19 protein-coding genes are annotated in these 25,166 nt (G+C 35.8%); all 19 read left to right on the top strand.

The window, feature by feature from the left end; translation table 11 throughout:
- The first annotated feature begins 143 nt into the window (after nt 1-143).
- The 19 genes from BM291_RS13415 to BM291_RS13325 all read left to right on the top strand — a co-directional run bounded on the left by BM291_RS13415 (nt 144) and on the right by BM291_RS13325 (nt 25,090).
- Nucleotides 144-959, top strand: a complete 816-nt coding sequence (locus BM291_RS13415) for a polysaccharide biosynthesis/export family protein (protein ID WP_092898240.1) — start codon at nt 144-146, stop codon at nt 957-959.
- Nucleotides 960-964: 5 nt separating this feature from the next.
- Nucleotides 965-3,424 (top strand): GumC family protein, encoded by a 2,460-nt coding sequence (locus BM291_RS13410; protein WP_092898238.1) that lies wholly within the window; start codon nt 965-967, stop codon nt 3,422-3,424.
- A gap of 55 nt (nt 3,425-3,479) precedes the next feature.
- Complete coding sequence (kdsB, locus tag BM291_RS13405) at nt 3,480-4,196, top strand: 3-deoxy-manno-octulosonate cytidylyltransferase (RefSeq protein ID WP_092898236.1); 717 nt, start codon at nt 3,480-3,482, stop codon at nt 4,194-4,196.
- Between the two features lie 144 nt (nt 4,197-4,340).
- The gene (locus BM291_RS13400) at nt 4,341-5,150 is read left to right on the top strand and encodes a polysaccharide biosynthesis/export family protein (RefSeq protein WP_092898290.1); all 810 of its coding nucleotides are present in this window, start codon (nt 4,341-4,343) and stop codon (nt 5,148-5,150) included.
- A gap of 5 nt (nt 5,151-5,155) precedes the next feature.
- Nucleotides 5,156-7,603, top strand: coding sequence for a GumC family protein (locus BM291_RS13395; protein ID WP_092898234.1), 2,448 nt, complete (start codon nt 5,156-5,158; stop codon nt 7,601-7,603).
- Nucleotides 7,604-8,576: 973 nt separating this feature from the next.
- Nucleotides 8,577-9,578: a mannose-1-phosphate guanylyltransferase gene (locus tag BM291_RS13390; RefSeq protein ID WP_092898232.1), complete on the top strand. Its 1,002-nt coding sequence runs from the start codon at nt 8,577-8,579 to the stop codon at nt 9,576-9,578.
- A gap of 40 nt (nt 9,579-9,618) precedes the next feature.
- Nucleotides 9,619-10,590, top strand: coding sequence for a GDP-L-fucose synthase family protein (locus tag BM291_RS13385; protein WP_092898230.1), 972 nt, complete (start codon nt 9,619-9,621; stop codon nt 10,588-10,590).
- A 243-nt stretch (nt 10,591-10,833) separates the two neighbouring features.
- Nucleotides 10,834-11,694 carry a glycosyltransferase family 2 protein gene (locus tag BM291_RS13380; RefSeq protein ID WP_175499702.1) on the top strand — a complete coding sequence of 287 codons (861 nt, stop codon included), beginning with the start codon at nt 10,834-10,836 and terminating at the stop codon, nt 11,692-11,694.
- A 111-nt stretch (nt 11,695-11,805) separates the two neighbouring features.
- Entirely contained in the window at nt 11,806-12,945 is a 1,140-nt protein-coding gene (gene gmd / locus BM291_RS13375) for a GDP-mannose 4,6-dehydratase (protein ID WP_092898226.1), read from the top strand.
- Nucleotides 12,946-13,052: 107 nt separating this feature from the next.
- A complete protein-coding gene (locus BM291_RS13370) occupies nt 13,053-14,363 on the top strand; it encodes a nucleotide sugar dehydrogenase (RefSeq protein ID WP_092898224.1) in 1,311 nt (436 codons plus the stop codon).
- 136 nt (nt 14,364-14,499) lie between these two features.
- On the top strand, nt 14,500-15,513 hold the full coding sequence (locus BM291_RS13365) for a polysaccharide biosynthesis protein (protein WP_092898222.1): 1,014 nt from the start codon (nt 14,500-14,502) through the stop codon (nt 15,511-15,513).
- Complete coding sequence (locus BM291_RS13360) at nt 15,514-16,365, top strand: SDR family oxidoreductase (RefSeq protein ID WP_092898220.1); 852 nt, start codon at nt 15,514-15,516, stop codon at nt 16,363-16,365.
- Nucleotides 16,362-17,867, top strand: coding sequence for a lipopolysaccharide biosynthesis protein (locus tag BM291_RS13355; protein ID WP_092898218.1), 1,506 nt, complete (start codon nt 16,362-16,364; stop codon nt 17,865-17,867). Before BM291_RS13360 ends, BM291_RS13355 begins: the two co-directional genes overlap by 4 nt.
- Nucleotides 17,867-19,036 (top strand): glycosyltransferase family 2 protein, encoded by a 1,170-nt coding sequence (locus BM291_RS13350; RefSeq protein WP_092898216.1) that lies wholly within the window; start codon nt 17,867-17,869, stop codon nt 19,034-19,036. The genes BM291_RS13355 and BM291_RS13350 overlap by 1 nt, the downstream gene beginning before the upstream one ends.
- A gap of 140 nt (nt 19,037-19,176) precedes the next feature.
- Nucleotides 19,177-19,590, top strand: coding sequence for a serine O-acetyltransferase (locus BM291_RS13345; RefSeq protein ID WP_217647321.1), 414 nt, complete (start codon nt 19,177-19,179; stop codon nt 19,588-19,590).
- Nucleotides 19,569-20,684 (top strand): glycosyltransferase family 4 protein, encoded by a 1,116-nt coding sequence (locus BM291_RS13340; RefSeq protein ID WP_092898212.1) that lies wholly within the window; start codon nt 19,569-19,571, stop codon nt 20,682-20,684. The genes BM291_RS13345 and BM291_RS13340 overlap by 22 nt, the downstream gene beginning before the upstream one ends.
- Nucleotides 20,671-21,993, top strand: coding sequence for a hypothetical protein (locus BM291_RS13335; protein ID WP_092898210.1), 1,323 nt, complete (start codon nt 20,671-20,673; stop codon nt 21,991-21,993). The genes BM291_RS13340 and BM291_RS13335 overlap by 14 nt, the downstream gene beginning before the upstream one ends.
- The gene (locus BM291_RS13330; RefSeq protein ID WP_092898208.1) at nt 21,990-22,970 is read left to right on the top strand and encodes a glycosyltransferase; all 981 of its coding nucleotides are present in this window, start codon (nt 21,990-21,992) and stop codon (nt 22,968-22,970) included. The genes BM291_RS13335 and BM291_RS13330 overlap by 4 nt, the downstream gene beginning before the upstream one ends.
- Nucleotides 22,967-25,090, top strand: a complete 2,124-nt coding sequence (locus BM291_RS13325) for a bi-domain-containing oxidoreductase (RefSeq protein WP_092898206.1) — start codon at nt 22,967-22,969, stop codon at nt 25,088-25,090. Before BM291_RS13330 ends, BM291_RS13325 begins: the two co-directional genes overlap by 4 nt.
- Nucleotides 25,091-25,166 lie beyond the last annotated feature (76 nt).

Below are 25,166 nucleotides of genomic sequence, written 5' to 3'. Positions count from 1 at the left end.
GAAAATTGAATCTTGAAAATTGAGTTTGAATAGTGATAATTACCACTTTGAGTTTTACTTATTTCTAAGTTCTAAATTCAAACTTGCCCCTTGTCCTCAAGTATTTTTATATATTTGACCCAAGCTAAATTTATGCTTCTAGAATGAAGAAAATCCTGTTTTTTGCCAGTGTGGTAGTTTTTGCAACCAGTTGCATCAGTAATAAGCGAATCACTTATTTGCAAAATCTACCTGAAAATACCCCAATAGAACTAAACGAATTCATTCCTTTTGCAGAGGTTGATTACGAATACATTTTACAGCCTTTTGATATAGTAGAGATAGATTTTGCTACTTCTGATGCTGAACTTATTGAGGCTTTTTCTTTTCAAGGTTCTCAGAGTTCCGGTGGAATAGGCGGAAGTGGCGGAGGAGGAGGAGGTTCAGATCCTTTGTATTTCAGGGGATATTCTATAGACCAGAAGGGTGATGTGGAAGTTCCTAAATTAGGTAAAATCAATATAGCGGGACTATCAGAAGAGGTAGCAAAAGAGAAAGTGCAGTTAGAAATCAATAAGTTTTTTAAAGAAGAAATCTACGTTAAGTTGAGAATCGCCGGCATCCGATATACCACGCTGGGAGAATTCAATGCTGTAGGTGTCAAAGTGATCTATAAGAATAGGGCTACTATTTTTGATGCCTTAGCCAATTCGGGCGAAACAACTCTTTTGGGTAAGAAAAATAAGCTCTTTATCATCCGACAATACGATGGAGGTACTAAGATCCACCAGATCAATTTAAATGATAGAGCATTATTGGCTAGCCCCTTTTATTTCATCCAACCTAATGATATCTTGTATATGGAACCTATGAATATCAGGCAATTTGGCAATGCAGATAACCTAACTGCTTCTCTTGCTCTTTTTGCTGGTTTGCTGGCTTCCACGCTGTTAGTTATTAATTTGGTCACGGGGAATTAGTTGATATGGAGAAGTTAGACTTAAGCCAATTAGACAACGAGGAAAAGGCACTGGAGATCAGGTATGTGATTGCCAAATACATTCGCTATTGGCCATGGTACTTGTTTTTTATCACCTTGTTTTTGATAGCAACCTTTCTATTTCATCGCTATACAGTAGATGAGTATGAGGTTTCGGGTTCCATGGTGATCAAGACCAATACTTCCCCAGAAGCCCGAATTCTGGATAGGTCAAATATATTCTCCACAGGACTTAATCTAGAGAATGATATTCTCCGCCTAAAATCCAAGGGTCTGGCGCGCGAAGCTTTGAAAAAGCTGCATTTTGATGTGGAGTATTATGCAAAGACGAATATCAAAGCAATCGAACTATATGATCGGTCTCCGATCCGGATTGAGGTAGATTGGAATCATTTTCAGATTTCCGATGTGCCGATCCAAATGGAAATTCTTTCTGAGCAGACATTTAAGCTAGCGCAGGAAGAAACAAGCATTATGGACTTTAATTCTGCTATGGCGGCAGGGGATGAATCTATTTATAATAAAACTTACTCTTTCGGAGAAGAAATACAAACGGCTAAATCAAAGTTCATCGTTCACTTGGTAAACCCAGGAAGAATTAATGAGCAATTGGTATTTAAGTTCAGAAACCCAAGCTCACTTGAAGACACCTATTCAAGGTCAATCCAGGTGAATTTGCAGAATGAGTATAGCTCGGTTCTTCGATTAAGCACTACTACAAAAGTTGTTGAAAAAGGCAGGGACTATATTAATGCCGTAATGGAGTCCTATATCGCTTACGATCTGAGTGAGAAAAATAAGATTCAGGAAAACACGCTCGCATTTATTGAAGAGCAATTAGGCTTTTTGGAAGATTCACTTCAGCAAAAGGAACGTGAATTGCAGAATTTTAAAGTTGAGAACAAGTTGTTGGATGTTTCCGCAGAATTCTCCAACATATTGGGGAAAATGAACAATCTCGATGAGATGAACTCTGAGATTGATTACCAGCTGGAATATTTTGAACAAATACGTTCCTACATGGAGCAGAAGAGCAAAGACTTTTCTGATGTAATTGCCCCCTCTGTAATCGGTGTTCCCGATCCCTTATTAAATGGTTTAATTCAGACCTTGGTTACCCTTTCTCAAGACAGAAGAAAATTGCTGGCTACTGTCAATGAGAATCATCCAGAAGTATTAAAAATTGATGTCCAAATGGAAAAGGTGCAAGATGCACTTTTTGAAAATGTGGTCAATTTGATTGAAAATACGAAGAAGAAAAAAAGTAGTATACAGCGCGATATACGTTTTTATGATGCAGAGTTCGCTACCCTTCCTGAGTCAGAATCAGAATATTCTGGGATTTTCAGAGAGTTTAAATTAAGAGAATCACTTTATACTTATTTACTGGAAAAACGTGCTGAGGCTGGTATTGCCATGGCTTCCAATGTGTCCGACAATGCTATTTTAGATGCTGCGAGGCGTGGTACATTAATATTCCCCAAGAAGCAGCAGAATTATGGATTGGCAATTGTATTAGGCCTATTGCTGCCTTTTGGGTTTGTAGTGGTTCGTGATATTTTTGATGATACCATTAAGGATCAGAGAGACTTGAAAAAACATTTTATGATTCCTCAATTGGGGATTGTAGGCTACAGTCACAAGGATACAAATAAGGTAGTGCTGGATTTCCCGAAATCAGCTGTAGCAGAGTCATTTAGATCACTTAGGTCAGCGATTACTTACTTGGCAAGTGGGAAAAACACTAAGAAAATCTTGGTTACTTCCTCCGTTTCAGGTGAAGGAAAGACCTTTACTTCCTTAAACCTAGCTTCAGCAATGGCTTTAGGTTCTAAAAGAACCGTAGTTGTTGGAGGTGACCTTAGACGGCCAAAATTAGCCTCCTATTTTGGAGAATCAGACCGGATTGGCTTATCTACCTATTTGATAGGAAAAGTAGAAGCTGATGAAATAATACTGCCCACTAGTCATGAAAATCTATGGTTTGTGCCTTCAGGAGTGATACCTCCAAATCCAGCTGAGTTACTTCAGACACCTAGGTTAATCGAATTTTTAGATTACTTAGAAACTCAGTTTGATGTGGTGATTTTTGATACTCCGCCTATGGGGCTGGTTTCCGAAACCATAGATTTGATGAGATTATTTGATATCAATCTCTATGTGGTGAGACAAGATTATACTGTTAAGGATCACTTGGTTATGATCAACGATCTTTTCAATAATAAGCAGGTAAAAAATGTATATGGCGTGTTCAATGGTATTCTAAACTCAGGTTATCATTATGAAGGGTACAATTATGGCTATGGTAATACCTACTTGTATTCTCAGAACAACAAATACATGTATAACTATTACGGAGATGATCTTGAAGCTAAGAAGAAGAGCATAAAGAAAAGTCAGCGTAATATTTTTCAAAAGCTTATAAAAGCATTTAAGGTTAAGTAGAAGGGCTAAATGCGCAAGCAGTTTTGATACCTTTTCAGAAATACCAACTCAATTTATGCCACACACCGCAGCACTGATTCCTGCCAGATATGCATCCACGAGACTACCATCTAAACTTGTACAAGATTTAGGAGGTAAGTCAGTCATTCAGCGTACCTATTTAAGTACCGTCGCCTCAGGGGTTTTTAATGAAGTATGGGTGGTAACAGATCATCTAGAAATTAAAAAGCAGATTGAAGAAGTTGGAGGAACGGTCTTTGTAAGTAAAGAAGTACACGAGAGTGGCTCTGATAGAATTGCTGAAGCATTGAGTGCCGTTAATGCTGATATAATTGTAAATGTGCAAGGAGATGAGCCCTTTCAGGATAGGAAATCACTAATTGATCTTGTGGAAGTTTTTAAGGACCCTAGGGTAGATGTGGCTTCACTTAAATCTAGGATTTCTGCAGTAGAAGCAGAAAATCCAAATGTGGTAAAAGTGGTGGTGGATCTATGGGGAGACGCCCTTTACTTTTCCAGATCGTTGATTCCTTATAATAGAGAGAAATTAAAGGATGTAGCGTATTGGAAGCATGTGGGTATTTACGCCTACAGAAGGGAAGTGCTTCAGGCCTTTACTAATTTGCCCAAAAGTAATTTGGAATCTATAGAAATGCTGGAGCAGCTTCGATTATTGGAGAATGGGTATAGAATACGAATGGTAGACACCTTGCATCAAACTGTATCAATAGATACCGCTGAAGACTTAGAAAAAGCACGAAGAATTCTATAATTATCCGAAATATTGCTAATCTATAAATAAGTAATTTTGCTTTTAAGACAGTCAGTTTTTAGCAAAGTGATAAAAAAACAGACTATTTAAGGCTAAATGTTTAAGTTTGCGCAGTTTTTGAGAGAAAAAATTAAAAAATCATATATGAGGAACCTATCTAAGGGATTTATTTTATCCCTAGTTTTCTTGCTGCTGTTTGGATGTATTTCGAATGAGAAAATCATCTACCTGCAAAATCTTGAAGATAAAACACAAATTCAAGATGACGAGTTGATTACTTATGAGATTCCAGAATACAAACTTCAGTATAACGATATCATTGATGTCAATATCCAGACTATAGAGGATATGATGCAGTTTGGCTTTAATAATAAAGCAGCAGGTGGATCTAGTCAGATGGGTAACGTAGCAAGTCAATCAGGTGGAGATATCTACTACATGACAGGCTATACCGTAGATCAGAATGGGAACATCAGACTGCCTATAGTAGGTGATGTAAAGGTAAAAGACAAAACGCTTGAAGAGGCGCGATTGGATATTGAATTGAAGCTTAGAGACTATGTCAAATCTGAGTTATATGTGAAAGTTAAACTTGGAGGGATTCGTTATGCTGCACTAGGGGAATTCCGTAGACCAGGAAAATTCGTTGTTTTACAAGATAGAATGACCATTTTTGAAGCAATAGCCAATGCGGGAGATCTTACCCCAGTAGCTAAGCGTGACCAGATTCTTTTAATCCGCCAATACCCAGAAGGCACAAAACTTCATAGAATAGATTTATTGGATAGACAGGTGGTAGAGTCACCTTTTTACTTTATTCAACCAAATGATCAGTTGTACGCCGAACCAATGAAAGTAAGGGAAATAGGTGCAGGAGAAAATGCAGCCCAATCCATTGCCTTAGTAATTTCAGCGATTACCGCTATGGCCTTAATATTGAATTTAATCAAATAGATTCTATGTACCCGAATACTCCGAATTCTTCCAATTCTGGTCAAAATCCTTTTATGGTTCAACAAGAAGATGAGATTGATTTGAAAGTTTTGCTTTTCAACTACCTGCAATACTGGCTTCTCATTCTTGCCTGTATGATTGTTGGTGTTTTAGCTGCCTTCCTATTCAATAGATATGCTACTAATATTTACAAAGTAGAGTCTACGGTACTTGTGGTAGACGATAAGCCAAGTCTGGGCACAGATTTATTTGAATCTAGTGGACTGGGTATGCTTCAAGGTAAAAGTAATATTGAAAATGAAATAGGAATACTTAAGTCATTTTCCTTGGCCGAAGAAGCCGTAAGTGAATTGAATCTTAACGTTCAATACTTTAAAGAAGGACTTTTTTCTACTACTCAGATTTATGACAAGGTTCCAATTTTAGTTTCTGTTGACTGGAAAAAAATACAACTGGTAGGTGGGAGATTCAAAATAGAGGTAATCAGTGAGGATACTTTTGAGTTTTCTATTGCAGATAATGAATTTAAAATATATAACCCTGCAGATCCCTATTACAAGCTTTTACCTGAAGAGGAGGTAACCCTCAAAAAATCAGTATATGAGTTCGGTCAAGAGATTGTTGGACCTGATTTTACTTTTAAAGTAAACAAAATTTCAGCTCTCCCTGGGGATATCCTTCAATTTAACTTGGTAGATACACCCACCTTGGCGTTGAAATACAAAAATGAGTTGACAGTAGGAGCTATTAATAAGCAAGCCTCTATTCTTACGCTTGGTTTGGAGACTCCAGTTAGACGCTTGGGAGAAGATTACATCAACAAAATAATGGAGATGTATCTTAAGAGGGAATTGACAGAGAAAAATAAGGCCTCAGAAAACACCGTACGCTTCATAGAGGAACAGTTGTCTGGTATTTCTGATTCCTTACGTTTATCAGAAAATAACCTTCAGAAATATAGAACTGAAAATAAAGTCTTTAACCTATCCGAGGAAGGAGCTGTGATTTTTGAAAGACTTCAAGAATTAGAAAAGCAATTATCCCAGTCTGAACTTAATTTGAAATATTATGAGACACTACGGGATTATGTAGCAAATAATGCCGCAGGGGACATAGTAGCTCCTTCGATTGTAGGAATCACGGATCCATTATTAAATTCCTTAGTACAGTCTTTGAGCGAAGCGCAAGCGGAGAGAATTAGGTTAACGTCCAATTTTACAGACCAAGCTCCAGCAGTACGAGAAAATGCTACTAGACTAGAAAATACGAAAAAAGTCCTTCAAGAGAATGTGAATTCGGCGATATCAAATACTAGAAATGTAGTAGCTGATTTAAAGAATCAGATTAGAATGAGTGATAGAGACGTGAATTCCCTTCCTGAAACAGAAAGAAAACTTTTAGGATATACAAGACAATTCTCCATCAACGAAAATATTTACATATATCTACTACAGAAAAAAGCCGAAGCTGAGATTACTAGGGCAGCTAATTTGCCGAAGAATTCTATTTTGGACTTCGCGAAAGCCGGACAGTTGCCTGTAGCACCTAAAAGATCTCTTAATCTTTTAATAGGCTTGATCTTAGGCTTAATTGTTCCTATAGGATTTATTACTGTTAAAGACTTTTTGAACACAAAAATTGAGGACCCAAAGGAATTAGAAAAGCAAATTAAGGTTCCTTTAATTGGGATGATTGGCAGAAATAATGCAGCTGACGCAATACCGGTATTAAACAATCCTAGATCAGCAGTGACAGAGTCCTTTCGCTCATTGAGAGCTGATATGTCTTATTTAAGCTCACAACGCGGTAACTTGACGATTCTTTTCACTTCCTCCATTTCAGGAGAAGGTAAAACCTTTGTGTCTATCAACGTAGCTTCAGTTTATGCACTGATGGGTAAAAGGACGCTTCTGATAGGTTTGGATCTTCGAAAACCAAAGATTGCAGAAGACTTTAATCTTCCAAATGATGTAGGTATGAGTACCTGCTTAAGCTCAGATACCCCTTGGCAAGATGTAGTAAAAGCTACAGGTCATAAAGACATGGATGTCATTCTTTCAGGGCCTATCCCGCCAAATCCTGCTGAATTGTTGTTGCAGGATAAATTTGGTGAAATAGTTAAAGAGATAAAGCAGGCATATGACGTCGTAATCTTTGACTGCCCTCCAGTGGGATTAGTTTCTGAGACTAAAGAACTTTTTGCTTTCGCAGATATCAGCTTCTTCGTATTTAGACAAGGATATTCTATGAAAGGAAATACGCAGATTTTAAATAATCTAGTAGAAAAAGGCGGGGTATCAAAGATTTACGGTATACTCAACGATGTTCATATAGATAAGGGCTATGGCTATGGTTATGGCTATGGATACGGTTATGGCTATGGCAATAATTCTTACGGATACCACGAAGAAGTGCAGTTGCCTTGGTGGAAGAGAGCTTTGAGGAAAAGTTAATCATCGAGCTACCGGTAGACATAATATATTGAACTAGAATTGTAGAATCGCAAACGTCAGTTTGCGATTCTTTTTACTTAGTAGTTCAAGCGGCCTTTTACATAATATGCATATCCGAAACAGCAGCAATGAAAAGTAAATAGTGACTTTATGTATGGTAAACACTGGCTTTGCTGGTACTTCAGTCATCCCCGCTTGCAGTTCGTCAAGGATCTTCCCGCTAGATATGCTAAGAAAAAGGGGTCACTTGTTCATCTGAAAGATATAGGATACTGATAATCAGTTAATATACGAATGCCTTGATGTCAAATTCCCCTTCTTTCAAATGCCTCCTAATTGTACATTTTTCTCTATTGTATTGCGAAAGTGTTAAGAGAAATTTTACCTATAACACATTATCAATTTTATACACCTTGATGTATATTTTGCGCCAAAAATTATTTAAAGAATTTATTACGTATTCAATTATTAAGTAGCTATCCTCTACAGGTTGTGTGGAGTCTCCACAATAGGTTAAACTGAAAATGCAGAAAACCAAAGCTTTACGTTTTGGTCACGTATTTGATTAAATGTATAGGCTTGAATCATTTGAGTTTGGCTCAAATACAATTTTAAGTATATAAAAATACTGAGTAAAAATAGGATAAAAAATGAGTACTAAAACTACTCACATCCGTATATTTGTAACCTCAAGTGCTCAAAAAAGCAGTCATATATACATAATTATGACCGCTTTTCTGAGCCATTTTCTTTTAAATTCTGCTATTGTTCTGCTTGCAGCAGAATTAGAAAAAAACTAAAGCTAAGATCCTAAATGTTTGGAGATTGGAGTATATGCATACTCCATAATTCTAATCAGAGATGGGACTGAAAGGGCGAAGCTGTGTATGAATTTTAAATTGAAGAATTTGAAAATTGATAAGTACAGCAATCCATAGAATCTTACTACTCACAAATAATCAACTATAATTAATTGTCTTCCGTAATAAACGTAATTCTTTCTGGAGGGGTAGGTTCCAGACTTTGGCCACTATCTCGCAAATCCCAGCCTAAGCAGTATTTGCCGATTTTTGAAGGAGAAACTCTATTTCAAAAGACTTTTAAGAGAAATGAAAGTTTTTGTGATAAGGTAATGGTAGTGGGTAACTGTGATAATTACGAACTGTCGAGAAAAGACCTTGAATCAGCAGGTAAGAAGGATTACGTTGAAATTATAGAGGCTTGTCCAAGGAATACTGCTGCAGCTATTGCTTTTGCAGCCTTTGCTTCTCAATCCGATGATATATTATTTGTGACGCCATCAGATCACTTAATAGAATCTGGACAGAAGTACCAAGATTCGGTAGATAGAGCTATTCAACTTGCAGTTGATGGTCATATTGTCACATTTGGTTTAAAACCCACTAAACCTGAAACAGGCTTTGGCTATATCAAAGCTGAGGGTGAGGAAGTTAGAGGTTTTCGTGAAAAACCGAATTTGGAAACAGCTGAAGGGTTTCTTAAAAGTGGTAACTTTTTCTGGAATTCAGGGATGTTTTGCTTTCAAGCAGGAGTATACCTTGAAGAACTTAAGTCTTTTGAACCTGGAGTTTATAATGCAGCCAAAGCAGCTTTCGATTCATCTGTAGATGGTAAGCTTGACATCGACCTTTCTATGAAAATCCCATCTATTTCTGTGGATTATGCAGTAATGGAAAAAACCAAAAAGATTAAAGTAGTTCAGTCGAAATTCTCATGGTCTGACATGGGCTCATTTGAATCTATCTATTCTTATTTCAGACAACAAGGGCATGCTGTCGATTCCAAAGGTAATATGGTGATTGGGACAAGCCTTCACACTGAGTTTTTAGGGATGAAAAATACACTTCTTGTTCATACCAATGATGCTATTTTGGTTTTAAAGAAGGAGAAAGCCCAAGACGTGAAAAAGGTATTTGAGCGTTTGGAAAGAGAGAAGCCTGAAATATTAGCTTAATTCTATAAATGCTTCACCCATTTAATCAATAAATGAATCATTGAGAAAGAACGACAAAATTTTTATTGCAGGTCATCGGGGAATGGTTGGTTCTGCTATTTGGAGTGCTCTTCATGCGAAAGGCTATACCAATTTAGTAGGAAGAAATTCACTCGAACTTGATCTCAGAAATCAGCTTGCTGTTTCTGATTTTTTTTCTGAGGAAAAACCAGCTGTAGTAATTGATGCAGCAGCTAGAGTAGGGGGGATTCTTGCTAACAACAATAACCCATTTCAATTTTTGATGGAGAATATGCAGATTCAAAATAATCTCATAGACTCGTCTCTGAAAGCAGATGTGCAAAAGTTCATCTTCTTAGGTTCCTCCTGTATTTATCCAAAATTAGCTCCACAGCCTCTGAAAGAGGAGTACTTATTAACAGGCCCATTAGAGCCGACAAATGAATGGTATGCAATAGCAAAAATCACTGGTGTGAAAGCCTGCGAAGCCATTAGGAAGCAATTTGGAAAGGACTACATTTCTTTAATGCCTACCAATTTATATGGGCCAAATGATAATTTTGATTTGACTACTTCTCATGTTCTTCCGGCAATGATGAGGAAGTTTCATGAGGCTAAATTGGCTGGTGAAAGAAATGGAACTACTTGTAGTGAGCCTGTCAAACTATGGGGTTCTGGCTCACCTATGCGTGAGTTTTTATTTGTAGAAGACTTAGCTGATGCAGTAGTGTTTGCATTAGAAAATGAGTTCAAGGAATACTTGTATAACATTGGAACAGGGACTGATCTTTCTATTAAAGAGCTAGCTGAATTGATTCAAAAAACAGTAGGACATACTGGAGATATTAATTGGGATTCGACCAAACCCGATGGAACACCAAGAAAATTAATGGATGTCACCAAAATGCAACAAGCTGGATGGAAAGCAAAAATTGGTCTTGAAGATGGTATTAAAAGAACATACGAATGGTTTTTGAAGAATCAAGAAACTTTTAAGGAAGTGAAAATTTAATTATTCTGTTAAATTTTAATAGCTGTATTCGGCTACCTGCACCTATGTTTAATCAGGCATCAAACTTAAATTCGGTCCCTGAGCGCAGTTAACGAGAATGGTATTCAAAATATGTATTGATCCGAATACACATAAATTTTTATAGATTCAACTTTCATGTTTATGCAATAAGCCCTAAATTCCAGGCTCAAAGCACAAACATCTAATTTATTCTTTTTAATACTAACCATTATCCTTGTCCATTTGAAAGCCGCTGTTCTCATTGCATGCCATAACCGAAAAGAAAAAACTAGAAATTGCCTTCAAAATCTCTTTGAACAGGATTTGCCCAAGGATAGTACTTTAGAAGTGTTCCTTTGCGATGATGGAAGTACTGACGGCACTTCTGAAATGATTAATTCAGAGTTTCCCCAAGTTCATACCGTTTATGGGAGTGGAAATCTTTTTTGGAATGGAGGAATGGATTTAGCTTGGAAGAATGCTATTGAATCAGATGACTTTGATTTTTATTTTTGGCTGAATGATGATACGTTCTTATTGCCTAACGCCATAAAAAATATCTATGCAGATTACCTCAAAGTTGGAAAGCCGAACATCATTACAGCGGCATGTAAGATTCCAAACACAGAGGAGTTTTCATATGGTGGTTGGGATGGGTTTGGTCCAATTAAGCCAAAAAAGAATCTACAGCAAGTAACCTTGATATCGGGTAATTTTGTGATGATCTCTAGAGAAATCGTTAGAAAAATAGGAACACTTTCACCTTCCTACACACATTACCTAGGAGATTATGATTATGGCCTTAGAGCTATCGAGGCAGGGTTTAAATGCTATACCAGCTCAGATTATCTTGCTGAATGCGATACTAATATTTTGCCATATTGGGGGAATCCTAGCTACCCGTTAAGGAAAAGATGGAAAATGCTGCACGATGTGAAAGGACAGGCATTTTCTGAATATTTACGTTTCAAATTCAGGCATTATGGAGTTGCCATAGGGATTAAAACTATGCTGGATACATACTCCAAAGTATTGAGTCCAAACACCTACACAAACTTTAGGGATTTGGTTAGAAAAAAAGTTCTTAGACGAACGGCTTACTAAAATTAGTGATGAACTTTGTGGGATTAAGTAAAGCGGAATGAATTTATCTCCCATTCAAATGCACTATTCAAGATTCTTTTTGCTGACCTTCCGCATTTTTAAAACCAAATAATGAAAACTGCATTAATTACAGGAATCACCGGACAAGATGGTGCCTATCTCGCTGAGTTACTCCTAGAGAAAGGTTATAAGGTTCATGGAGTTAAGCGCAGATCGTCCCTAATAAATACGGATAGAATTGATCACTTATATCAGGATCCACATGTAGAGAATCCACAGTTGGTGCTACACTACGGAGACATGACTGATTCCATGAATTTGACCCGTATCATTCAGGAAACCCAGCCGGACGAGATATACAATCTAGCAGCGATGTCTCATGTGCAAGTGTCATTTGATATTCCAGAATACACCGCCAACGCGGACGGAATGGGAACATTAAGAATTTTAGAGGCCGTGCGCTTATTGGGATTGGAAAAGAAGACCAAAATCTATCAAGCATCTACTTCAGAATTGTATGGTCTTGTTCAGCAAGTACCGCAGTCAGAGTCCACTCCATTTTATCCTAGATCTCCCTATGCAGTGGCCAAGCTCTATGCCTATTGGATCACTGTGAATTATAGAGAAGCGTATGGTATTTTTGCCTGTAATGGCATTCTTTTCAACCATGAGTCTCCTCTGAGAGGGGAAACCTTCGTAACACGAAAAATAACCAGGGCAGTTTCCAAGATAGCGCTGGGACTTCAATCTGAATTTTACATGGGCAATCTAGACGCCAAGCGGGACTGGGGCCATGCAAAGGATTATGTGAAAGCCATGTGGCTGATGCTACAACAGGAAGTAGCGGAGGATTATGTGATTGCGACTGGAGTGACAACCAAAGTGCGTGATTTCATTACCATGTCCTTTGCCCATGTAGGATTCAAACTCCGCTGGGAGGGAGAAGGAGTAGAAGAGGTAGGTATCCTAGATTCTGTAGATGAAAAGAAGTACCTTAAATCTACTGGTCAATCTCTCATTCTCCCAATCTCTAATCTCCTGAACTCTACCCTAGTTAAAGTAGATCCTAGATACTTCCGCCCAACAGAAGTGGACCTCCTAATCGGAGACCCAACTAAAGCCAACACCAAATTGGGCTGGAAGCCTAAATATGATCTTGCAGGATTAGTAGAAGATATGATGAGCTCAGATATTCAGCTTTTCCAAAGAGAATCGAATACTGGAAATATGTTGCTGAAAGGAGAAGAATAGCATTGCTTAGTCTTTTTCAACTTTAGTAGTAACCCTCAACTCTTAACAAATTTCAAACAAAACTCCTCAGTGCCCTGATTGCTATCGGGATGCTGTGATGAACATTTATGCTTACAAACCTAGAAAACAGTAAAATTGCAATTATCGGACTTGGCTATGTAGGTCTGCCACTTGCTGCGGCATTTGCAGAGAAATACAAAACAGTAGGGTATGATATCAATGCAAGTAGAGTAGATCAGCTTCAAAAGGGACATGATAGAACGCTGGAAGTGGCTGATGAAGATCTTAAAAAGGTCCTGGCTCTTACTGCTCAAGAATTGGATGAAAGAGGAAATGGACTTTTGATCACAGATGCCATACTTCCGGTTTCTTCAGCTAATATTTTTGTAGTCACCGTACCTACTCCTACGGACAGACACAATAGACCTGTACTGACGCCTATGATCAAAGCATCAGAAATGATTGCTAAGGTATTGAAAAAGGGAGATGTGGTGATCTATGAATCCACAGTTTATCCTGGAGTGACGGAAGAGGAATGTGTGCCAGTGTTAGAGAAGATCTCTGGCCTCAAATACAATGAAGACTTTTTTGCAGGCTACTCACCAGAGCGTATCAATCCGGGAGATAAGGAACATACAGTAACCAAGATCCTGAAGATCACATCTGGTAGTACTCCTGAAGTGGCAGAATATGTGGATCAGTTATATAAGTCAGTGATTACCGCTGGAACTCATAAAGCATCCTGTATCAAAGTAGCAGAAGCAGCTAAAGTAATAGAGAACTCCCAGCGGGATATCAATATTGCCTTTGTGAATGAATTGTCTAAGATTTTTAATCTGCTTGATATAGATACACAAGAAGTATTGGAAGCAGCGGGTACAAAGTGGAATTTCCTTCCTTTCAAACCAGGATTAGTAGGAGGTCACTGTATCTCGGTAGATCCTTTTTATCTGGCTCAGAAAGCACAGGAAGTGGGTTATCACCCAGAGATTATCTTGGCTGGAAGGCGATTGAATGATTCCATGGGCAAGCACGTGGCAACAGAGACTATCAAGCACATGATGCGTAAGGATCTCAAAGTAGTAGACTCAAAGGTTTTGATCCTTGGATTCACTTTTAAGGAAGACTGCCCAGACGTAAGAAACACCAGAGTGATCGATATTTATCAGGAACTCAAATCTTTCGATATAGATGTTTGTGTGTATGATCCTTGGGCTGATGCTGCCGAGGTGATGCATGAGTATGGCATTGAGATTATGAACGGAGGTACAAAGCCTGTGTTAGCAGAGTATTCAGCTATTATACTCGCAGTAGGCCATAAGGAATTTAAAACTTGGGATATCCGTAAGTCAGACAAACAGGTGGTGTTTGATGTAAAAAGCATGTTGAACAAGGATTTAGTGGATAGTAGATTGTAGTATTTTAGTGATCTTAGGATTTCGAACTTCAATTTATATTATAGTTCGAAATGCTGGGTCTTTTAGGGTCACAATCTCACTATAAGTTAATTTCGATAATTATTTATTTTGCCTAATTTCTTTTAATAATAAATTTATGTTTAAAGATAAAGTATTAATGATTACTGGAGGAACGGGCTCCTTTGGTAATGCAGTTTTAAAGCATTTTCTAAATACTGATATTGGAGAAATTCGCATTTTTAGCCGGGATGAAAAAAAACAAGAGGATATGCGGATTCAATATAAAAATGATAAATTAAATTTTATCATTGGGGATGTACGAGACTTTGAAAGTGTTAATGTCGCAATGGCGGGAACTGATTTTTTATTTCAGGCCGCAGCATTGAAACAAGTTCCTTCTTGTGAATTTTATCCGCTGCAAGCTGTAAAAACAAATATATTAGGATCTGAGAATGTACTGGAAGCAGCTGCGATCAACAACGTGAAAAAGGTAGTAGTATTGAGTACTGACAAAGCTGTTTATCCCATTAATACTATGGGAATGACTAAAGCGTTAATGGAAAAACTGGCTATTTCAAAGGCGAGGGATTCAAGGGTTAAGTCAAACAATGGAATTTTTTGTGCGACTCGTTACGGTAATGTAATGGCTTCAAGAGGTTCAATTATTCCACTATTTATTAGGCAAATAAAGGAAGGTAAACCACTGACCGTTACCAATCCAAATATGACGCGTTTTATGATGTCACTCGACGATTCAGTTAACCTGGTTAAATTTGCATTTGAAAATGCTGAGCCAGGCGATCTATTTGTTCAGAAGTCACCAGCTGCCACGATTGAGACGCTGGCTGTAGCTTTGAAAGAAATCTTCAATGCGAGTAATGAAATTCAGGTAATAGGAGCGAGACATGGCGAAAAAATGTATGAATCACTTTGTGGAAGGGAAGAAATGTCAAAAGCCGAAGATATGAAGGATTTTTATAGGGTTCCCGCTGATTATAGAGATTTGAATTATACAAAATATGTACAGGAGGATGGGCCCGTATTGCAAGACAATGAATATAATTCTGACAATACAAAAAGATTGGACGTAGAAGAACTTAAAAGTTTACTTTTGTCTTTAGAATACGTAAAAACTGAATTAAGCCAATAAATGAAAATATTAGTTTTAGGAGCGACCGGTATGGCTGGTCATATGATCTCTTTGTATCTGACAAAAAAAGATCATGATGTTTTAGCAGTTACCCGAAAGACTTTTCCTTATTGCAATAATGTAATAGGCGATATTCAAAATTTTGAGTTTTTTGAGAGTTTATTTAAAGAAAATGAGTATGATGCTGTAATAAACTGCATAGGAGTTTTAAATGAAGATGCCAATGATCTTAAGAAATCGATATTTATTAATAGTTTATTGCCTCATTTGATAGCTGAAAAACTTGAAGGAACTAAAACTAAGCTAATTCATTTAAGTACAGATTGTGTATTTTCCGGTCTAGTCGGAAATTATGATGAGATGTCTATTCCGGATGGACTTACCATATATGATAAGACAAAATCATTAGGTGAAGTTATCGACAATAAAAATTTGACTTTCAGAAATTCAATTATCGGTCCTGATGTTAATTTGAAAGGAATAGGCCTTTTTAATTGGTTTATGAAACAAAAAGGTCCCATTAATGGATTTTCTAAAGTGTTATGGACTGGCGTTACTACTTTAGAATTAGCAAGGGCAATAGAACAAGCGATTATTCAAGATATTTCAGGGCTGTATCATTTGGTTAATAATAGTAATATCTCAAAATTTGATTTATTATCGCTTTTTAATAAACATTTTAATGATAACTCTATTCCGATCAGAAAGTTCGAAGATTTACATGTAGATAAAACCCTGATTAATACTCGTAAAGATTTTAATTTCTCCGTTAAAAGCTACGACGAAATGATCTATGATATGAAAATTTGGATTTCTGATAATAAATATCTATATGATCATTATGTTTTATGATCATTAAAAGAAATTTAGCAGCTAATTATGTAGGTAAATTTTGGAGTGTGGTATCAAGTTTTGTATTCATTCCGATTTATATTAATTTATTGGGTTTTGACAGTTATTCAATTATTAGTTTTAGTTTAGTTGTTTCGGGCCTTATGGTGATTTTGGATTCCGGGCTTACAGCAACTCTATCTCGCGAACTAGCCAGATCTGATCAATCTTTTCTTGAAAAACGCGGTATATTTGCAACTTTGGAAACGGTATACTTTTTGATTACGGGACTTTGTATCGCCTTAATATTCGCATTCTCAAATGTTATTTCTTCCAATTGGATCACTTCAGAGGTATATAGTTCTCATGAGATTTCAATATTTATAAAAATTATTGGTTTCGAAATTGGCTTCCAGTTACTTATTCGATTTTATTTAGGGGGGCTCATTGGATTGGAGAAGCAAATAATGTCAAATACGTTGCAAGTAACTTGGAGTGTATTTCGAAACGGTGTTGTCGCAGTAATTATTCTATTCCTCCCTAGTCTAAAAGTTTTTTTTATTTGGCAAGCATTTTCGACTTTATCTTTTGCTATTATTGCAGGTTTGATACTCCGAAAAGCAATTAATGGTAATCATTCATTTAATTTTAACAGAATTGAAAGATCAATACTGTCTAAAACTTGGAAATTTGCAAGTGGTATGCTTTTGATATCTATTGTAGCTGCTTTAAATACACAGATGGATAAGCTAGTAATTAGCAAAGTACTACCAATAGAAAACTTAGGATTTTATACTCTTGCAGTTTCCCTATCTATGTCTATATTTATTTTTGTAACTCCGGTATCTGTTGCTATGCTTCCCCGATTTACAGTTTTATTTTCAGGAGACAGAGTGAATGAAGCGAAGGCACTATTGGATAAACTGAATATTATTGTTAATATTTTAATATTTTCAATTATGGCATGTATGATTTTTTTTAGCTATGAATTAATTTATATTTGGACAGGAAATCATGAAATTGCGATTCAAACCAAAGATTATGTTCCTATTATATCCATTGGTGTAGCGTTTCTTTCACTACAAATATTTCCTTATAATATTGCAATTGCTAATGGCTATACGAGATTAAATATTATATTGGGTTTAGGAAGTTTATTTTTTACATTGCCAGGATATTGGATTGCAATAAGTAAGTATGGAGCAATTGGCGGCGCTTTCATTTTTTGTGGTATTCAATTTGTAATTGCAAATATTTATGTATTTTACATTAATAGAAGATATTTTGGTGTTATCAGCTTTGTTGAACTTTATCTTAAACCTATCATTGTTCCGTTTATATTAACGATGAGTATTGGATTTGTTTTTTCATTTATTCCTGATATTATAGAAGTAAATCGGTTCTACTCGTTTATTTGGATTGGTTTTTCAGCTACTTGTATATTTTTTATTACCCTTCTAGTTTTAAGCCCGAAAAAAAATTCTATAGATTATATCAAAAACTTAATTTCATCTAGTAATTAATGAATCCTTTAATAAGCATAATAATACCTACGAAGAACCGTCAGTTGTACTGTCGTAAGTCTATAAGCCATATTTTGAGCTTAGTTTCAAAGGAAATTCATCTGGTTATTTGCGATAACAGTGATTCCGACGATTTAAGAGAATTTTGTTATAGTCAGAATGATCATAGAGTAGAATATTTTCATACCTATGATAGAATGAATATGGCAGAAAATTTTCAGAAAGCCCTAAAATACATTAAAGGGGATTATTTTATGTTTTTAGGCGATGATGATACTGTTAATCCGTTTATAATTGAATTTTTAACTGTTTTTAAGAGGGTTGGTGCAGATGCAATTGTTTCAACATTTCCAATGTATTATGTTTATCCGAATTCTAGTCAAAAAACTTCGGGTAATTTGAATTTCTATATTCCCTCAGGCAATGTAAAGAAGGTGAATTTAAGCTTTGAAATTTCTAAATTACTTGACTTTGGTTTGCAGGAATATAACTATACCGCCCTCCCTAGACCGTATCATGGAATTATCAGAACTAAAGTATTGGATAAATTGGTTGCTGAGAACGTAGATTTATTTGGTGGAATCAGTCCTGATATTTATTCATGTATAGTGTTATCTAATTTTATAGAGAATGTCTATCACTTGGATTATCCCTTAAGTATTGCGGGAGCGTGTCCACAAAGTGGTAGCTCGAAAGGTACCAATAATTCACACTGCGGAAGATTGGAAGACGCTTTTCACTTTGAAAATGGAGGTATTACTTGGTCAGATAGGCTTCCGAGATTTTACAGTGTTGAAACTGTTTGGGCTTATGCGGGCATTCAAGCATTCGAGAAACTTGGACTAGAATCTAGCTTGCGAAAGTTTAATGTCTACGTTATGACTGCTCGCGCTATTGTTCTCAACAGGTCTATTTTTAAATTGATTTTGTCAGAGTTTTATTTATTTAAAGGTCATAGTTATTTTAGTATCATAGAATTATTTTATAATTCGTTTACTGCGGCTATTAAAGTATTTAAATTTAAATTTGTACGTAAATTAAAATTACATATTTTGAATGAGATTTCCATAACGGAAGGCGTTGATTCTTTTGATAATGCTATAGATATTTTTGATAAGCGAGTTAAATCATTGGACATTTTGGCTAAACTGGAAAATGACATTTCTTGAATATTTTGCATCTGACGTGTATAGGTATTTTGGCAGTTCTAATATTATTAGTATGGTGAAGAGCTTTTGTATTATTGAGGGAGCACGCTACTCTTTTTTCTACGATTAGGTTCTATATTTTCAAAAACTAACGCTTTATATTGGATTATTTTTTTATAAGTCGATTTTTTAGTAGATGGTGTGGATTCCAAATTCCATTAAAGACAAAAATTGGATATGGACTGTTTATTGGCCATCATGGATCAGTAATTGTAAATGTTAGAAGTGTTTTGGGTGACAATTGTAATCTTAGTCCTGGGGTTACTATAGGACAAATTTCAGAAGGTAAAAAAAAAGGTTGTCCAACTATTGGGGATAACGTTTGGATTGGCACCAATTTAGTGATTGTCGGTAATATTCATATTGGTAATAACAGTCATATTTGTCCAAGCTCTTTCGTGACTTTTGATGTTCCTGCAAACTCGTTAGTAATAGGAAATCCGACTGTCATAAATAACGATTGGGGAAAAACTAATCAGTATATCTTAAATAAATGGGAAGCAGAAAAATCCTAATAATTACTTACGAATATTTACCGGTAATTGGTGGTGCAGGAATATATGCAGAGGAACTTTACAATGGTTTAAACGCGAAAGAAATCTCTGTTGATTTGCTTTTGCTTTCAAAGCAAAGTAAGAATGTATTACAAAAAGGATACTTTATCTTGCGATCCATGTTTTTGCTCTGTGCTGCCTTCAGGAAAAATTATGATACTATTGTAATCAATGATGGCAGGTCAAAAAGATTATATGCATTACTATTTCCTTTTATCAGAAGCAAAGACGTTAAAAAAGGCGTATTTGTAATGCACGGGGGAGAACTTGAAAATTATTTTGAAAAACCATCTACAATGATGAAGATCTTTAATCTTCCCCAAAAGATTAAAAAGATTTTACCATTGCAAAAGGCTGTAATTGTAGTGAGTCAATCTGAAAACGATTCTTGGCGCAATTTAATGTCTGAGCTTCAATCTAATCTAAAAGTCATACCCCATGGTATTTCATCTAAGATTTTTTACCCCAAATCCGAAAGCGAAAGATTGAGCTTACGAAAGACTATGAATTTACAATCGGATGACTTTGTCATTTTCTCAGTTTCTCGTCTCGTTGAAAAGAAAGGACAGGATACACTTATTCAAGCTGTTGCAAATATTAAAGAAAAAACACCGCGACTAAAAATACTCATTGCTGGAGACGGGTTGTTTAAAAATAATCTTATACATCACGCAATAAACATGACGGTTCAAGATAATATTGTTTTTCTTGGATTTTTAGAGCGAAACACATTGATCGATTATTTTAATATCGCAGATCTTTTTGTGCTTCCAAGTCGTTTTTTAGAGTCATTCGGATTAGTGTATATTGAATCGATGGCATGTGGAACTCCTGTTATTTCATCCAATTTAGGTGGTGTAAATGATATTGTTCAACAAGGCAAGAATGGGTTTAAAATTACCCCAGGAGATTATCAGGAACTAGGAAAAGTAATTTTAGAATTGTATTCGGACAAGGCTAAGCTTAATATGTTGAAAAACAATGCTTTGACTATTTTTAGAGATAAATATGATGTATCAAAAATGATCGATAAATTTCTTCATGACACAGATTAAGATAGCAGGTATATTAAGTAGTGCGCTATTATTAATATTATTTATTTTCCTTTGGATTGAAAATGGATTGATCTCTCCTTTTCTATATTTTATAGGTTTTTTCTTAGGTACACTTTTAATTTTGAATCAGGAAAAAAAAATAATTTTAATCTCTTTTTTTGCATTTTATTCATTCTGGGGAATTACAGTGACTTTAATTTTGGTACAAGATCCAAGCACAGATTTTTACCACACATTTGATTCCATAACGTTTTATGAATTGTCAAATATCATTGGAAACACGGACAATTTTTCTGAGTTTATGGCAAATTTCAACGATATTTCAATTAAGTATTCCGACACATTTGGATGGAATTTTTTTTTAGGACTCAATTCTTATATTGCAAATATTATAGATGATAATAATGTATACATTCATGTTATTGTAAACTCATTTATTGGAAGTGTTTCAATATTAATAATTTACGTGATATTATTGGAAAACTTTAGTAAAGCAATAGCTATTAAATGGACTGTTCTACTGGGATTCTTTTCCTTCATTCCAATTTTTACTCCAACTTTAGTTAGGGATGTTATCATTGCTCTACTATTTCTCATAGCTTACAAGGTTACATTGCATAAAACCAGATATTGGATTCTGAAAGTAATCCTGATTGCGGCTATTACAAGTTTGTTTAGACCAGAATCAGGAATCGTTATACTAGGTTTTTTAATATTGATATTTAAACGAATACAATTGTGGAGAATTGGTGTCGTTGTAATTGGAGTCATTGTTCTTATGCCTGTATTATCTCAATATTATGAGAGATTAATTTCTACTTATGAGGTGTATAATAGATACTCTGAAGAATTGAATAATCCATCAGGGCTTGGTACAAAGTTGCTCTCACTTCCTATGGGGCTAAGGGAACTTGCGGTTGTAACTTTCAGTCAAATTCAACCATTTCCAACATTTGGCGTATTATATAACTTGTCAGAAAAAAGCAGTTCTCCATTCCGATTTTATGAAGTTATCGTGAGTTTAATTCATGTAATACTATGGAGTTTTATAGTTTTTTCATTATTTAGAAAAGAAATAAGAAAATTAATGCCAAGGGAATTTGTGTTGCTTCTTATTCTAACTGTTTTTTTTCTAGCAGGTAGTATCTACACATTCTCACACCGTAGGGCATTCCCTATGTATCCTAGTATATACCTTTTATCGATCTGGTGTTATTACAAATTAGACTCTATGCGAAGGAGAAACATTATTTTTTTTAGCGTGTTCGGTATAATATCATTAAATATAATTTATTTTTTAATAAAATGAAAAAGTATCATAAACGTAATCTTCTTATAATTGGAAAAACACCACCTCCAATTGGTGGTGTTACTATTCACGTAAAAAGACTTTTAGATTCTTTGAAAGATGATAATACTATACAATTTACTTATTTTGATTTAAAAAGGAAGTCAAAAATTAAATTGTTCATTCTTATTTGGAAATCAAAAGTTGTTCACCTACACACATCAAATAGTTATTTTAGATTTTTTGTCGTTTTGTATTGTCGTTTACTGTTAAAAAAAATTATTTTTACATTTCATGGTAACCTAGGGAGATATAATCTGTTTCGTAACCTTATAGATAAGCTTTCAATTTTGTTTTCTAATTATCCAATAGTTATTAACTTTGATAGCTTTAATATTTCTTATAAAATAAATAGTGAAACAAAACTAATATCAGCTTTCATACCTCAATCATCTATAGTTCCATTAGAAGATAATCTTAATACATACTTGAATGTAAAGTCTACAGAATATCAATATATATTTTGCACTAATGCTTTTGATGTCTCCTATGATAAGTTTGGTAATGAAGTATATCAAATTTTAGAATTAGTTAATGTATTTGCTGAAAGTGAACTTAATAATCAATATTTGATTATTTCTGATCCTAGTGGGAATTATAATAAATTTTTAATTAAAAAGGGAATTAAAGTTCCCGAGAATATTTTATTTATTAATTTTCCTCATGATTTTAATGCTGTTTTAAAAAAATCTGATTGTTTTATCAGGTACACTACAACTGATGGAGATTCGCTCTCAGTCAAAGAGGCTTTAATGCTAAATAAGAATGTTATTGCTAGTGATGTTGTACAAAGACCTTATGGAGTTCAATTAACAAAATTAGATTCAAATGATTTAATTAAACATTTGATAAATTTTAAACCCTACATTTCTAGTTGTTCAATCGATAATGGTTTTGTTCAACTTCTTGAACTATATAAAAATATTAATTTGAAATGAAGCAAATCATACAAGACCTTAAAGACGGAAATACGATTTTGGAAGAAGTTCCGGCTCCTTTAGTAAAGCCTGGGCAAGTACTAATTCAAACTTCTAGAAGTCTGGTGTCTTTAGGAACTGAGCGCATGCTCGTTGAATTTGGGAAAGCCAATTTTTTACAAAAAGCAAGACAACAACCCGATAAGGTTAAAGAGGTTTTTAATAAGGTGAAAACTGATGGGCTACAGCCCACTGTTAATGCTGTTTTTAATAAGTTGGGACAACCTTTACCTTTAGGTTATTGTAATGTGGGGAAGGTAATTGCTGTAGGAAAAGGTGTTGAGGACTTTGCAGTGGGTGATCGCGTAGCTTCCAATGGGAATCATGCGGAATATGTTTCGATCCCAAAGAATCTAGTTGCTAAAATCCCGGATAACGTATCTGACGAAGAAGCAGCGTTTACAGTGATAGGGGCAATAGGACTTCAGGGCATTCGCTTGGCTAACCCTACATTTGGAGAAACAGTTGTCGTAGTAGGTTTAGGTTTGATAGGTCTTATTACGGCTCAATTATTAAAGGCAAACGGCTGTCAAGTAATAGGGTTTGATTATGATTCTGCAAAGGTTGCTTTGGCAGAATCGCTTGGAATTACCTCTGTTAACCCTGGAGAAGGAAATGATCAGGTGGCTTTTGTAAATAGCTTCACTAATGGAGTAGGGGCCGATGCAGTCATCATCACAGCATCCAATAAAAGTAATGAAATCATTTCCCAGTCAGCTAAAATGTCCCGTAAGCGAGGAAGAATTGTCCTTATCGGAGTTATCGGTTTGGATATTTCCAGAGCTGACTTTTTTGAAAAGGAGTTGACTTTCCAAGTTTCGTGCTCCTACGGTCCAGGGAGATATGATGAGGCTTACGAACAAAAGGGTCAGGATTATCCTTTGGGATATGTGAGGTGGACAGAGAAGCGAAATTTTGAGGCCGTATTAAATGCGATTGATTCGAAGGTAATAGTAGTGGAACCCTTGATCACGGAGCGAGTGCCCTTAGATCAATATGAGTCCATTTATGGAGATATGTCCGGAAGCAAATCCATTGCTTCAATTCTGGTCTATCCAGAAAAATCAGGAGAACCAAAGAGGGCTATAACTATCTCTTCCAATGTATTTGAACCAGGAAAAGGGACTGTGGGAATTATAGGCGCAGGCAACTTTACCTCTGCGATGATTCTTCCCTGTTTAAAGAAAACTAAGGCAAAATTAAAGTTCATCTCTAGCTCAGGTGGATTGTCAGGGACTACGCTCGCAAAGAAATATGGCGTAGCTCAGTCCACAACCGACAACTCATTAATTTTCCAAGATTCTGAAGTGGATTTGGCTCTGGTGACTACACGCCATAATGCACACGCAAAAATGGTAATTGAAGCCTTAAAGTCTGGAAAGAATGTGTTTGTGGAGAAGCCATTGGCACTCAATCAAGAAGAGTTGGACGCAGTAGTTGAAGCTTATAAGGAGTCAGGGAAAACAGTATCAGTTGGCTTTAATCGAAGATTTGCACCTCTGGCAATACAGATGAAAAAGGCCTTGGGTTCAGGAGATACTCCAATGAACATCATTGCGACCATGAATGCAGGGCTTATTCCGCCAAACGTATGGGTTCATGATATGGAAGTGGGAGGGGGAAGAATCATTGGTGAAGCTTGTCACTTTATTGATTTGATTACTTATCTCTCGGGTTCTAAGGTTAAGTCTGTATGCATGAATGCGATGGGAGTTAATCCTGAAGAAAATACGGACAATGCCACAATTCTTCTCAAATACGAAAACGGAACAAATGGGGTGATCAATTACTTCGCTAATGGATCAAAAAGTTATTCCAAAGAAAGGGTAGAAGTCTATCATCAGGAACGAACTTTAATCATGGATAACTGGAGAAAATTGAAAGGTTTTGGATTTAAGAATTTCAGTTCGGCTTCCTCCGGTCAAGATAAAGGACATCAGAATCAATTCAACCTCTTAATCGATTCTGTTCAAAAAGGAGGAAGTCCAATCATACCAATGGATGAATTGGTGAATACTACCAAAGCAAGTTTTGCTGCTATAGAAAGTTTAAAGTTAGGGGCTTGGGTAAACGTAGATTAATATAATTTTTCACTGACTTGGAGACAGAACTTCAAGTCAGTGATTTAGAAATTATTCTCACTTTTGCATCATTAGT

The organism is Algoriphagus aquimarinus (assembly GCF_900112005.1).
Classification (GTDB): Bacteria; Bacteroidota; Bacteroidia; order Cytophagales; family Cyclobacteriaceae; genus Algoriphagus; species Algoriphagus aquimarinus.
The sequence above is the reverse complement of the archived record's forward strand: the minus strand, read 5'-3'. Positions and strand labels throughout refer to the sequence as shown.

Excerpts from the sequence above, each read along its gene's own strand:
- BM291_RS13360 (WP_092898220.1), top strand. The coding sequence starts at position 15,514 with ATGAAAATATTAGTTTTAGGAGCGACCGGTATGGCTGGTCATATGATC.
- gmd (WP_092898226.1), top strand. The coding sequence starts at position 11,806 with ATGAAAACTGCATTAATTACAGGAATCACCGGACAAGATGGTGCCTAT.
- BM291_RS13335 (WP_092898210.1), top strand. The coding sequence starts at position 20,671 with ATGACACAGATTAAGATAGCAGGTATATTAAGTAGTGCGCTATTATTA.
- BM291_RS13330 (WP_092898208.1), top strand. The coding sequence starts at position 21,990 with ATGAAAAAGTATCATAAACGTAATCTTCTTATAATTGGAAAAACACCA.
- BM291_RS13415 (WP_092898240.1), top strand. The coding sequence starts at position 144 with ATGAAGAAAATCCTGTTTTTTGCCAGTGTGGTAGTTTTTGCAACCAGT.
- BM291_RS13395 (WP_092898234.1), top strand. The coding sequence starts at position 5,156 with ATGTACCCGAATACTCCGAATTCTTCCAATTCTGGTCAAAATCCTTTT.
- BM291_RS13325 (WP_092898206.1), top strand. The coding sequence starts at position 22,967 with ATGAAGCAAATCATACAAGACCTTAAAGACGGAAATACGATTTTGGAA.
- BM291_RS13410 (WP_092898238.1), top strand. The coding sequence starts at position 965 with ATGGAGAAGTTAGACTTAAGCCAATTAGACAACGAGGAAAAGGCACTG.
- kdsB (WP_092898236.1), top strand. The coding sequence starts at position 3,480 with ATGCCACACACCGCAGCACTGATTCCTGCCAGATATGCATCCACGAGA.
- BM291_RS13355 (WP_092898218.1), top strand. The coding sequence starts at position 16,362 with ATGATCATTAAAAGAAATTTAGCAGCTAATTATGTAGGTAAATTTTGG.
- BM291_RS13350 (WP_092898216.1), top strand. The coding sequence starts at position 17,867 with ATGAATCCTTTAATAAGCATAATAATACCTACGAAGAACCGTCAGTTG.
- BM291_RS13400 (WP_092898290.1), top strand. The coding sequence starts at position 4,341 with ATGAGGAACCTATCTAAGGGATTTATTTTATCCCTAGTTTTCTTGCTG.
- BM291_RS13365 (WP_092898222.1), top strand. The coding sequence starts at position 14,500 with ATGTTTAAAGATAAAGTATTAATGATTACTGGAGGAACGGGCTCCTTT.
- BM291_RS13370 (WP_092898224.1), top strand. The coding sequence starts at position 13,053 with ATGCTTACAAACCTAGAAAACAGTAAAATTGCAATTATCGGACTTGGC.
- BM291_RS13340 (WP_092898212.1), top strand. The coding sequence starts at position 19,569 with ATGGGAAGCAGAAAAATCCTAATAATTACTTACGAATATTTACCGGTA.